This window comes from Bacillus sp. FSL R9-9410, assembly GCF_038050385.1.
In the GTDB taxonomy this organism is placed as follows: Bacteria; Bacillota; Bacilli; order Bacillales; family Bacillaceae_G; genus Bacillus_A; species Bacillus_A cereus_U.
On the sequence record NZ_JBBOTV010000001.1, the window covers coordinates 3,484,446 to 3,496,907 of the forward strand.

A 12,462-nucleotide genomic window follows, 5' to 3' on the forward strand; every position below is an offset into this window, starting at 1 on the left:
CCCTCTCTATTTATCTGCAACAAACGAGTCACGAACACGTTTCCAGAATGGGAACGGACGGAAACGAACAAATCGTACTTTCTCGTTTGCAACGCGATACTGAATTGATTTCACATCTTGATGAACCATCGTCAAATGATCCACCGTAATTTGCAAGTTCATTCCTGCAGCCGGCTTTAAAACGCATGTATGATGCTTCGGCAGTACGAGCGGCGAACCTACCGTACGAAATACACGATTGTTAATAGATGCCATTTCTGCAATTTGAATCGCTTCAATAGAAGGGTGAATAATTGCTCCGCCAAGCGCCTTATTATACGCGGTACTTCCTGAAGGAGTAGAAATACAAAGACCATCTCCGCGAAACGTTTCGAAATACTCTCCGCGTATTTCTACTTCTGTTACTAATGTACCTTCTGCACTTTTTACAGTCGCTTCATTCATCGCCAAATACTGCGACTCTTTACTACCATTCACATAGCGAATAATCACTTCTAAAAGTGGATATTCAACCACTTGGAACGGTGTTTTAGCGATTGCAATCACCAACTTCTCTACTTCCGTCGGTAACCAATCTGCATAGAAACCTAAATGTCCTGTATGTACACCAACAAATGCGGTTTCATCTAATCGATTATAGTAACGATGGAATGCATATAAAAGTGTTCCATCTCCCCCAACAGAAATTACAATATCAGGTTCCTTTTCATCCATTGTAAACCCAAAATCTAGCAAGTATTCTTTCATCGTACTTGCTAGTGTATCTGATGATTGATCTCCCTTTGACATAATTGTAAATTTCATCGCCCAACACCCTTTAGTTTATGATTCAGAATCTTTCGTTTCCTGCTTTCGTGAAAAGACCTTTTGCGCTTCTTGAATTTCAAGACGAATGGAAGACATTTCTTCATCTAATAAAAACGCCGCTTCCGCTGCACGTTGTAAGCGTATTTTAATATCTTCAGGAAAACGTCCACTATATTTGTAATTTAAAGAATGCTCAATCGTTGCCCAAAAATTCATTGCTAACGTGCGAATTTGAATTTCAACTAACACTTTTTTCTCCCCCTGTATCGTTTGAACAGGATAACTAATGACAACGTGGTAAGAGCGGTAGCCGCTATCTTTCTTTTGCGTTACATAATCACGTTCTTCCACAATTTCAAAATCATTTCGTTTTCGAAGATACTCTACAACAGGCTTAATCTCATCTACGAATTGACACATCATTCGAAGGCCCGCGACGTCCTGCATATCTTCTCTAATTCGGTCTAGCGGTACACTTCTCTTCTCCGCTTTATCAATAATACTTGCAACCGACTTTACCCTTCCTGTTACAAACTCAATTGGAGAATGCTCCGTTAACATTGCAAATTGAGTACGCATTCCTTTTAGTTTCACTTTCAGCTCCGCCACCGCTTGGTGATACGGCGCTAAAAATTCTTCCCAATTACGATTCATTTCAACCACCACCAAAATCAATCCATTTACTTATAGAAACACTTTTTCTACAGCAGTTACTAGTTCTTCTCCGTAATTTGCATTACCTTCAATATTTTCAACTAAATATTCTACTTCTTCTTTTAATCCTTCTAATTCTATTTCAACATCATTCACGTGAATAAACATCGCTGTATCTTTATTCATCGCTTCATGTATTGCTTCCCAGCATGTATGCGGAATACTTACATAAATGAAAGATGATTCGTTTTCTAAGATATATAAAAATGATAAATTGTCTGAGTCTACAAGTACGTGATTACGCGCACTTAACTCCTTTACCTCTATTTCAGTATTTTCCGCACAAAAAATAAGCGCATTCTCTCTCATTTCTACGCTCTTAACTTGAATTTTATTTTGCATGCTCGAACTCCTCCATCTCAACTTCCTGTCTTACTTAACAGTATTATTGTATCATAACATGGACGCAAACAAATAAAACATTGAACCAAATTTGTGAAAAAGCGATAATGTGGAAAGAATTATTTTTTCAAAAGGAGCGTATATAATGACACAAGAAATTGAAATTGAATTTAAAAATATGGTTACAGAGGAAGAATTCCAAACATTATGCAAATCTTTTTCTATTGAAGCATTTACAAAACAAGTAAATCATTACTTTGAAACACCTCAATTTTCTTTAAAAGATGCAGGCTCTGCACTTCGTATTCGTCATAAAGATGGAACTTATACATTAACATTAAAACAACCTGCTGAAATTGGTTTATTAGAAACTCATCAGTCTGTAACAGAAAAAGAAGCAAAACTTATGATGGAAACAAACACACTCCTTCAAGGAACTGTAATGGATCAGTTACACAAATTACAAATTCCCGTTTCCTCTTTAACTTATATGGGTAGTTTAACAACAGAAAGAGCTGAAACATTATTTGAAGGCGGAACGCTTGTCTTTGATCATAGTTTCTATTACAATCACGATGATTATGAAATTGAATACGAAGTGCAAGATGAAAAGACCGGTAAAGCAGCATTTATAAGATTATTAAAGCAACATAACGTACCAGTTCGTCATACAAACAACAAAGTAAAACGCTTTTTCCTTGCCAAACAAAACGAAGAGCGCTAAAGTAAAATTTCCATCAGTGCAGAAGTGATTTACTGGTGGCTATGTTTCACCTTTTTTGGAAAGTGAAGATTTATTAGCAACATATAGAATAAGCAAAGAATGTTATGAAGGCTGTTTAGTTGCCCTTCATAACATTCCATTGCTACAATAGATATACATTTCATGGAAAAAGGAGTTTATAAAGGATGAGCAAGCAACCGATGACACCATTTGAAGCAATTGGCGGTGAACAATGCATTGCAACATTAGTGGATACATTTTATTCCTATGTCAGTGAACACCCTGACTTATCTCCGATCTTCCCGGATGATTTAACAGAAACTGCTAGGAAGCAGAAACAATTTTTAACACAATATTTAGGTGGTCCTAATTTATACACTGAAGAACATGGGCATCCTATGCTAAGAGCACGCCATCTTCCGTTTGAGATTACTCCAAAACGCGCAGAAGCTTGGCTATCATGTATGGAGCAAGCAATGGATGATACAGGAGTGCACGGTCATATAAGAGAGTTTGTTTTTGAACGTTTAGCATTAACTGCTCAACATATGGTCAATACTCCAAATGAAACAGGTGAAGTGTAATGGATAAGCAGGAAGCAAAGCATATAAATATGCCTTCTCCTTCCACATGCGAGCATAAATCTGTAGAAGCATATTTATTTATTGATCCACTTTGTAAAGATTGCTGGGATATCGAGCCATTTATTATTAAACTATGGCTTGAGTATGGGAAATACTTCTCTATTCGTCATATCGTAACAGGAAAAGTGGACGGAGCAAACGCTTCCTCACACAAATGGAATAAACCTGCTAATATTCGATTTGTGTGGGAAAAAACAACAAGTTTACAAGGTTTTTCATGTGATGGAAAAGTACATATGCAAGAGGCATCGTCAACACCATATTTAGTTTCGATGGCAATTAAGGCGGCGGAATTGCAAGGCCGAAAAGCAGGTTCGAAATTTTTGCGAAAACTCCAAGAATACATTCTTCTTGAAAATGTATCAAACCCTGACTGTGAATTATTGCTTACATGCGCTAAAGATAGTGGCATTGATGTAGAGGAATTTAAAAAAGACCTACACTCAGTTAGCGCAAAAAAAGCTTTCCAATGCGACCTAAAATTCACAAATGAGATGCATATTACAGAAATACCTTCCCTCCTATTTTTTCATGCAAATTCAGATGAGGAAGGTATTAAAATCGCGGGAATTTATTCCTATGATGTATACGTACAGCTATTAAAAGAACTTATAAAATGCGAGATTGAGCCAGAGCCATTACCTCCTTTAGAAGTATTACTAGAAGCAACACAATTTATTTCTTCAAAGGAAATCTCATTTATATATGACTGCCCTCAACAAGAAATAGAGCGTGAACTAAAGAAATTACAACTAAAACGAAAAGTACAAATGATTGAAGTGAAGTGCGAGCGTTATTGGAAATGGATAGCAAAAGAAAAAGACCTGGTGTAAACACCAGGTCTTTTTCTTTACGGCTTATAAAAATATTAAAGGGGATGGGAGAAATTTTCACGTTCAAACAAAGGGGTATATGTTTGTATGTGAATTCGTTCACGCTTATTATATTACAAGATTCGACGCCAAATGACAACCCCTTTTGTCGAATTTCACATTTTTGTCACATTCTAAACGTTTTCATTCTTGAATAAGCTATAAAAAAAGCAATTTAGGAGGTTTCCTTATGAAAAAGTCTCATATATTTCTTATCTTTCTATGTGTTATTGTTTCTTTTTTCTTGTATATCCTCTCTCTATTACAAGCTTTTCCTAAAATTATTGCCTTCCCTCTTTTATTCGGAGTTATCGTCATCGCTGTCTCTTATTTCAACTATAGAAAACGATTTAAAGGATTTTAACTACAAAAATAAGTCGTGAAAATCCCTTCCAATATAGAAAAAGTAAAAAAATCACCTTAATCATTCGACAAATATCGACAAGATGTACTTTTGAGAAAATGTTTCAAACAAAAAAGACGAGGATAAAATCCCTCGTCTTTTCTCATTATTTCTCTTCAAACAATAGCGCTTCTAATTCATTTAACTTCTCTTCAAATACTTGTAATGCTTCTTTTACAGGTTCTGGCGATGCCATATCTACTCCTGCTTTTTTCAACACTTCAATTGGATAATCAGAGCTTCCAGCTTTTAAGAATTCGTTAATGTAACGTTCTACTGCTGGTTGTCCCTCTTCTAAAATTTGTTTTGACAAAGCTGTCGCTGCACTAAATCCTGTTGCGTATTGATATACGTAATAGTTGTAATAGAAGTGCGGAATACGAGACCACTCTAAACCGATTTCTTTATCGATTACTAAAGCGTCCCCGAAATATTTCTTATTTAAATCGTAGTAAATCTCCGTTAACATATCTGGCGTAGCCGCATCTCCTTCTTGTACTTTTTTATGAATGATATGCTCGAACTCTGCAAACATTGTTTGACGGAATACAGTACCACGGAATCCTTCTAAATAGTGATTTAATAAATATAGACGCTCTTTCTTATCTTCTGTCGTCTTCAATAAGTAATCATTTAGAAGCGCTTCATTACAAGTTGATGCTACTTCTGCAACGAAGATTGAATAATCACCATATACGTGCGGTTGTGTCTTCCTTGTATAGTAACTATGCACTGAATGACCAAACTCATGAGCAAGTGTAAATAAATTATTTACATTATCATGCCAGTTCATTAAAATATACGGATTTGTTCCGTATGCACCAGATGAATATGCTCCGCTTCGTTTTCCTTTATTCTCATATACATCTACCCAGCGATTTTCATATGCTTCTTTTAAAATTTCAACATATTCATCACCAAGTACATTTAAAGATTTCAATAACATTTCTTGCGCTTCTTCATACTTCACATTCATTTTCACTTCTGGTACAAGTGGTGTATATAAATCGTACATATGAAGCTCATCAAGACCTAGAGCACGCTTACGAATATCAATGTATCGATGTAGTAAGTGTAAATTATCATTTACCGATTCAATAAGTTGATCATACACCGCCTCAGGAATATTATTATTACTTAATGCAGCTTGACGTGCAGAATCGTATTTACGAACGCGCGCATTGAAATTATTACGTTTCACAGCCCCGCTTAGCGTACTTGCAAATGTGTTCTTATATTTCCCGTATGTTTCATGTACAGCTTTGAATGCATCTTCGCGTACACGACGATCATCACTTTCTAAAAATTGAATGTAACGACCATGTGTTATTTCTACCTCTTCTCCATCCTCACCTTTAATAGATGGGAATTTCAAATCCGCATTATTCAACATACCGAATGTATTACTTGATGCACTCATCACTTCAGATGCTTCTGCTAATAATGCTTCTTCTGCCTCAGATAATACGTGCGGACGTTGACGTGTAATTTCTTCTAATGCATGCTCATATACACTTAGTTCTCGATTTTCTTGTAAGAAAGTTTGCAATGTATCTTCTGAAATAGATAAAATTTCAGGTACGATATAAGCTGTGCTACTAGATACTTGTGAGTATAAATTTGTTGCGCGATCATTTAATGCTTGATACACAGAGTTTGTTGTATCTTGATCGTAACGCATATGTGCATATGTATATAACTTACCTAATCGCATTGAAATTTCATCTTCATATTGCAATGCCTCAAGCAAATTGTCTGCAGAGTCGCCAAGCTTCCCTTTAAATTCAGTTAACTTTGGCAATAGCTCTTTAATAGCTTGGAATTCTTTGTCCCATTCTGCATCTGTTTGGAAAATATCTTCTAATCGCCATGTGTTTGCTTCTTCAATCTCATTGCGATTTGGTAATGATTTTACTGTATTTTGTTCAGCCATTCTTTAAGCCCTCCTTATAATATCTCTACTTAAGTACAATTCGATTTTTCTTATGTAATTCCTTCACGATCAGTCTTTATTATATCCCCTTTTCCCTCTCTCATGTTGTACTTTGTCTCAAATAGAGATAGTGCATGCGCTAAGCAAATTGCATCATATTTCATAATTTCTTCCTCTGTTTTTACCAATACAATATCTCTTATTTTCCGATACTTATTAATACCTATTTTTATTAATACACCTACATAACATAAAAATGTCATATACTCCGCAACTGCTACCTTCCATATATGTTGTGCAAAATACGGAAGTAGACGCCTCTTCGTATACTTTGCTACATAGTTACATACGTATTGCAGAGAAATATACTCCCCTACCTTAAGCATACCTATACACTTCATATAAAGAGAAGCTTGCCATATAAATGGATTTGTTTGAAAAGCAAACGCGGATGGGAGCGGAACACCAATTTCAGAAGGAAAACTCGCTGGGGTACACTTATATTGATATAAGAGGCGGAGTAGTGACTTATGATTATAATTCCAGATAGATAGAGCGTTTTGCCGAAAATGGTTCTTTTTTTTCTTCCATTCTTGTCCTAATACCTCTTTCCGGAAAGGAACGGGAGAAAAGAGCATGTCAACGGTAGTCGTATCGGTTGGTAAACAAATAGTATGCGAGAAAGAAACATTTGTAGAAAACGGAGTGATAAATGCGCATTTCATAAACGATTTTTGTTTCGGACAAAAGAAAATAAGAAATGGCTGAGGATAAGGTTGTAAGGAGAACGCCATAAGGGCGGAGAATGTCATCCAATAGGCGGATTGCTTTTTCAACTGATTTCCACCGATTATCCAGATGACTTGTATACTAGCTTGCCAATACGAATATGTTCGCTTATAAAGCTGCTCTACGGAGAGATTTGCACATTGATATTCAATCGCAATTTTTCTATCCGCTCTCTCTACGTAAACATCTGGCCGTTGCTGGATTACCGGCAGATAATGCTCTATATCTACATGAAAATCTTGACGTTTTAACCATCTATATAACAATTCTTTACCGTGCATATGATACATAGATTCTGCTTCATAAAAGGTAAGACATGAATCCACTTTCTTATGAGCAAAATGCCAGCTCTTCTGTTTTCCTAATTTCATTTGCACTTCTTTTCCGCAAGCTGTACAAAAGAATTTTTCTCGTTTACGCATTTCGCGTAAACGCTCTTCATCCCGGTTATATAATAGATGAATCTTTTCTCCGTTTTCTCTCCTTGCAATAAACATCACAATCACACCCTTTCAACTCCTTGTATTCTACAATTTACTACAAATTCCTCTCAAAAAAAGAGATGTCCTAAATTAGGACATCTCTTTCTATAATAAAGGTGATAATAACCGATACGTCGATTCAACAATCCGCCTATGAAGACGTCTCTTATGAAATCGGTCAACATGAATTTCACTTGATTCTTCTAAATCGTCTTTAAAATCTTGAACGAGCTTTCGAATGCTATCTGTATCATACAAAAAGGCATTTACTTCAAAGTTTAAATGAAAACTTCTCATATCCATATTAGCTGTCCCAATTGATGCGAGATCAGAATCCACGATAACGACTTTACTATGAAGAAAACCTTTTTCATATTCATATATTTTTACTCCTGCATCTAATAACTCCGGAAAGTACGATCTTGATGCATAAAAGACAGTCCGCTTATCTGGCTTACTTGGCATTAACAAACGGACATCAATACCAGCAAGTGCAGCTACTTTTAATGCAGATAAAATATCATCATCTGGAATAAAGTATGGTGTTGCGATCCAAATCGATTTCCTAGCTGAAGCAATCATTGCAAAATATAAATGTTTAATTGTTTCCCATTTATTATCTGGTCCACCTCCAACAAGTTGGACTCCGCCCCAATGATCACCCTCAACTGCTTCCACTTGTAAATATTCAGGTGCTAATACCGCCTCACCAGTCATATAAAACCAGTCTTGAAGGAAAATCAGCTGTAAACTTTGAACTGCTTCACCGCGTAAATATAAATGCGTGTCTCGCCAAAAACCGAAATATTTATCCTTCCCTAAATACTCATCACCAATATTTAATCCACCTACAAACCCTTCATTTCCATCTATAATAACGATTTTCCGGTGGTTTCGATAATTAATTTTATCGTTTAAAATCGGAAAACGCACAGGGAAAAATGGAATCATTTCTACTCCTGCATCATTCAATTCTTCAATATACGAATTTGATAATTTAAAGCTTCCAACCGCGTCGTATAAAAAACGAACGACAACGCCTTCTTTTGATTTTTTTATTAAAATATCTTTAATTTCTGTACCGAGCTTGTCATCACGCACAATGTAATACTCCATATGAATATGGTGTTTCGCCCGATTTAACCCATCTAAAATTGCCTGAAACGTTTCGTCTCCATTTGTTAATGTCCTCGTTTCAGTTTGAAATGAAATATTTAAAGCACCCAATCGATCGGCTAAACGAAATAACAATTCTTGATGCTTATGATTTCGTAAAATCCGTTCTTCGTAATCTTCGTGTCCCTTATATTGTAAAAACGCCTGTTCATCGAGTAATGCCTTCTTTTGGAACATTCTTTTTCTGCGAAAGTTTTGTCCAAATAAAAGATAAGCAAAGAAACCGAACACTGGAAAAATACCTAGTACGATTAACCACGTAAGTGTTTTTGACGGATGGCGGTTTTCTAAGAAAATAACACATCCAATTAAAAATGCGGAAACCGTAAATAAAATACTAATAATACCTAAAATAGAAAAATCCTTTATCCCCATGACATCCGAATAAAATGCTACATCAATAAACATGCGTAATGAAACAAATAATGCGAACAGTAGTAGAAAAAAGAAAAGTAGTTTTAGTGTATTTTTCATCTCTTACCCCCTAAATAAGAAAGCCTTCCTATTCTTCATAAAAAAAGCCGATTTCATACTATAGAAATCGGCCTACATTTTAGGAGGGAAATTGTTGCGAATTGTCTCAAGCGCACGCTCTTTCACAACCTGTTTCCCATACTCACTTACACGGTGAATCGTTAAAGTAGATTCTTCTCCATATTCTAAAACAATACTTAAAATACGATCAATCTCTTCTTCATCATGTAGCACTTCATCAAATTCCACATATACATAATAGCGGTCCTCAAATGAATGCAATTCATCTTTTATATCTTCAAAGATAAGACGATGACTTAATGAAATGACATCTTCAAAATCATTAAACTTGATTAAAAAGCCAAACGTACCATCTTCATTAAAGCTTGTTCCTACTTGTTCTTCTACCTCTTCCACTAATTCTTGCTGGAATAATGATTCGATGCCTTCATCTAGAGGAATGTCTATAATTTTATCCACACCTATTGGTAGTTCCAGCTTTTGTCCATCCTTTGAAAGCTCCGCTTTCGTTACAAGTACTTCAATCCCCTTATCGACTGCTTGCACTTGAATCCATAACGGTCCATCGACAAAGAAATCATCATGATCACGAGCTTCGTCCATCATCTCCCAAAAGAGCTCTTCACTTCGTTCGCGATCATACCAAATTTCTTCACGGTTAAACCCTCTGTCCTCTATATCAATGTACGTAATAAAAAATTTCATCGTATGGTCATTAATTCTTTCAATATCCAAAATACAACTCTCCCTTCCTGCTTGGAATTGTTATGAAGGGATTCCCCACTCATATGACAAAACAATAGATTCTTGTACTCTCATTTTATGATAAGATTCTCCAGAATGGAAATAAAATCGATTTATTTTACAAAAATAGTTATATACCTATCTGTATTCGACCGTTTACATAAAGTGAAACGTTAATCAGTATTTTTTTCATCCTCCACTGATGATTAGCTCGCACCAATCGGGATAAATATACCATTATACCAATTCACTGTTCACAAAAAATTTGGACATACATTCCCATATTCCCCCGTACACTGTAATAAAGTGAAACTTCTATTAGAGGTGATTATTTTGTCCCCGGGGGGCGCGGGATCAAAACTAGACAAACTTTCTTCACCACATACATATATTTCGCTTATTAAAACATCATAAATGGAGGCAGACGAATGGACTTAGAGTTTTTAACATCTGTACTAATGATTGTCGGTATCGATGTTGTACTAGGTGGCGATAACGCAATTGTCATCGCACTAGCTAGCCGAAATTTACCTGAAGCAAAACGAAATAAAGCCATTTTGATTGGTACTATGTTAGCAATTGTGCTACGAATTCTCCTCACAATACTAGCTGTCTATTTACTTGATATCCCATTTTTACAACTCACCGGCGGAATTTTACTCACATTAATTGCGGTCAATTTACTCACTGATAATAACAACGATCTTTCTTCTATCAAAGGAAAAACGACTTTATTCCAAGCTGTGCGTACAATTGTATTCGCGGATCTCGTTATGGGGTTTGACAATGTTATTGCCATTGCAGGAGCAGCTCACGGAAGACTTTCACTCGTAATTATCGGTTTATTCATTTCTATCCCGATTATCATTTGGGGAAGCAAACTTATTTTAATACTCATGGAACGCTTTCCATTTCTCATTTATTGCGGAGCAGCAGTTCTCGCCTATACAGCAGGAAAAATGATTACACATGAAGACAGACTTGCAACGTTTTTTCATCATAATCCTAGTTTTACCGCAAGTATCCCTTATTTGTTCATTTTCACGATTTTATGCATAGGCTTTATCGTTCAACAAGTGCGATTACGTAATGTTAAACAGTAAAAAAAAAACCTTCTACTCTATAATAGGTAGAAGGTTTTCATATTATTATAATTAATTTACAAGACGCTGTGCTTCACGTAATTGGAACGTTCTTACTGTACGTGGTAAGAAACGACGGATTTCGTCTTCGTTGTAACCTACTTGAAGGCGTTTTTCGTCAATCATAATTGGACGACGTAAAATACCTGGATAGTCACGAATCATCTTATATAAATCTTGAAGTGGTAAAGACTCTAAGTTCACATTCAATTCTTGGAAAACTTTTGAACGAGTAGAAATAATCTCATCCGTTCCGCTTTCTGTCATACGTAAAATCTCTTTGATCTCATCAATCGTTAATGGATCTGAGAAAATATTACGTTCTGTATAAGGAATATGATTTTCCTCTAGCCATAATTTCGCCTTTCTACAAGACGTACAGCTTGGAGAACTATATAATGTTACCATACAAAGCTCACTCTCCTTAAAGAGTACAAATTCTGTACTAATTACAGTTTAAATTTCTAACTTCCGCAATTTTTTGCGATAACTTGTCTTATAGCAAAGTAAAAAATCGCAATTCATGTAAGCAACAACAATTACTTTTAATAAGTAACTTCTATAATCATTATACAATAGTTTTTGCAAGAAATATACAGTTAATTTACTGCTAGTTGAGAAAAATTCTCCGTGTACTCCACTGCTATGCAACATGATTACACTCATTAAAACTGTCCTTTAACAACGCTCTTCAACCCTTTTGATACTTGCTTTCTACAATAATTTTCACTTGATATACAATTACAGTTTCATAATCTTCCCCATTAGAAAGAGAGCGTTTTCTTACCTTTTCCCGACAAAACAATTGAGAAATGTAAGACTCTAAAGATTAGAAACGAAAAGAACATCTGTTCTTATTTTAACAAATCTCCCCGCTCATGTCTATATGCTTTCTAAAGTAAATCGAATATTTTTCTGACATTTCTTTCTTTTTTGCCATTTATCTCATACAATAAAAATACAGACAGGCAAAGGGGGAATTTGCATATGATCGCTTTCTTTACTGATTTTATCATTGTTGCTACCCTCATCATCGGAATAACAGCATTGATTGGTGTCATTACAAATAGCATCGGTGAAAAACTCTTTGGTGGGAAAGAAAAAATGAAGTTTGTTAACAAAAGTTTAGATGTACAATCTGGCTGGAACCAAGTTGGCGGAAAAGGCATTTATAAAAAACGTACGTACTAAAAAA

The 12,462-nt window shown here is 35.5% G+C and carries 14 protein-coding genes; 6 read left to right on the top strand and 8 right to left on the bottom strand.

The window, feature by feature from the left end:
- Positions 1 to 6: 6 nt before the first annotated feature.
- From MKX77_RS18140 to MKX77_RS18150, 3 genes are read right to left on the bottom strand one after another with little or no spacing between them, the layout of a single operon-like run.
- Positions 7 to 804, bottom strand: a complete 798-nt coding sequence (locus MKX77_RS18140; RefSeq protein WP_000673196.1) for an NAD kinase — start codon at positions 802 to 804, stop codon at positions 7 to 9.
- Between the two features lie 18 nt (positions 805 to 822).
- The gene (locus tag MKX77_RS18145; RefSeq protein ID WP_215555579.1) at positions 823 to 1,461 is read right to left on the bottom strand and encodes a GTP pyrophosphokinase; all 639 of its coding nucleotides are present in this window, start codon (positions 1,459 to 1,461) and stop codon (positions 823 to 825) included.
- Positions 1,462 to 1,491: 30 nt separating this feature from the next.
- Positions 1,492 to 1,863 (bottom strand): UPF0738 family protein, encoded by a 372-nt coding sequence (locus MKX77_RS18150; RefSeq protein WP_215555578.1) that lies wholly within the window; start codon positions 1,861 to 1,863, stop codon positions 1,492 to 1,494.
- Between the two features lie 145 nt (positions 1,864 to 2,008).
- On the opposite strand from MKX77_RS18150, the gene MKX77_RS18155 reads away from it, so the two are divergent.
- The 4 genes from MKX77_RS18155 to MKX77_RS18170 all read left to right on the top strand — a co-directional run bounded on the left by MKX77_RS18155 (position 2,009) and on the right by MKX77_RS18170 (position 4,467).
- Complete coding sequence (locus MKX77_RS18155) at positions 2,009 to 2,587, top strand: CYTH domain-containing protein (RefSeq protein WP_341307419.1); 579 nt, start codon at positions 2,009 to 2,011, stop codon at positions 2,585 to 2,587.
- A 185-nt stretch (positions 2,588 to 2,772) separates the two neighbouring features.
- Positions 2,773 to 3,171, top strand: a complete 399-nt coding sequence (locus MKX77_RS18160) for a globin domain-containing protein (protein ID WP_000043388.1) — start codon at positions 2,773 to 2,775, stop codon at positions 3,169 to 3,171.
- Positions 3,171 to 4,064, top strand: a complete 894-nt coding sequence (locus MKX77_RS18165; RefSeq protein ID WP_215555576.1) for a ClpXP adapter SpxH family protein — start codon at positions 3,171 to 3,173, stop codon at positions 4,062 to 4,064. The genes MKX77_RS18160 and MKX77_RS18165 overlap by 1 nt, the downstream gene beginning before the upstream one ends.
- Before the next feature lie 229 nt (positions 4,065 to 4,293).
- A complete protein-coding gene (locus tag MKX77_RS18170) occupies positions 4,294 to 4,467 on the top strand; it encodes a hypothetical protein (protein ID WP_000748141.1) in 174 nt (57 codons plus the stop codon).
- Positions 4,468 to 4,612: 145 nt separating this feature from the next.
- Here the strand turns inward: MKX77_RS18170 and pepF are convergent, their stop codons facing one another.
- The 4 genes from pepF to mecA all read right to left on the bottom strand — a co-directional run bounded on the left by pepF (position 4,613) and on the right by mecA (position 10,116).
- Positions 4,613 to 6,439, bottom strand: a complete 1,827-nt coding sequence (gene pepF / locus MKX77_RS18175) for an oligoendopeptidase F (protein WP_341307420.1) — start codon at positions 6,437 to 6,439, stop codon at positions 4,613 to 4,615.
- Positions 6,440 to 6,489: 50 nt separating this feature from the next.
- The gene (locus tag MKX77_RS18180; protein ID WP_215556569.1) at positions 6,490 to 7,725 is read right to left on the bottom strand and encodes a competence protein CoiA; all 1,236 of its coding nucleotides are present in this window, start codon (positions 7,723 to 7,725) and stop codon (positions 6,490 to 6,492) included.
- Positions 7,726 to 7,815: 90 nt separating this feature from the next.
- On the bottom strand, positions 7,816 to 9,360 hold the full coding sequence (locus MKX77_RS18185) for a cardiolipin synthase (protein ID WP_215555574.1): 1,545 nt from the start codon (positions 9,358 to 9,360) through the stop codon (positions 7,816 to 7,818).
- Positions 9,361 to 9,432: 72 nt separating this feature from the next.
- The gene (gene mecA, locus MKX77_RS18190) at positions 9,433 to 10,116 is read right to left on the bottom strand and encodes an adaptor protein MecA (protein ID WP_002158885.1); all 684 of its coding nucleotides are present in this window, start codon (positions 10,114 to 10,116) and stop codon (positions 9,433 to 9,435) included.
- A 437-nt stretch (positions 10,117 to 10,553) separates the two neighbouring features.
- On the opposite strand from mecA, the gene MKX77_RS18195 reads away from it, so the two are divergent.
- Positions 10,554 to 11,228, top strand: coding sequence for a TerC family protein (locus MKX77_RS18195; protein ID WP_215555572.1), 675 nt, complete (start codon positions 10,554 to 10,556; stop codon positions 11,226 to 11,228).
- A gap of 51 nt (positions 11,229 to 11,279) precedes the next feature.
- Here MKX77_RS18195 and spx read toward each other — a convergent pair whose 3' ends face one another.
- Positions 11,280 to 11,675: a transcriptional regulator Spx gene (gene spx / locus MKX77_RS18200; RefSeq protein ID WP_002011348.1), complete on the bottom strand. Its 396-nt coding sequence runs from the start codon at positions 11,673 to 11,675 to the stop codon at positions 11,280 to 11,282.
- A 579-nt stretch (positions 11,676 to 12,254) separates the two neighbouring features.
- On the opposite strand from spx, the gene MKX77_RS18205 reads away from it, so the two are divergent.
- Positions 12,255 to 12,458 carry a hypothetical protein gene (locus MKX77_RS18205; RefSeq protein WP_000559981.1) on the top strand — a complete coding sequence of 68 codons (204 nt, stop codon included), beginning with the start codon at positions 12,255 to 12,257 and terminating at the stop codon, positions 12,456 to 12,458.
- Positions 12,459 to 12,462: the final 4 nt, after the last annotated feature.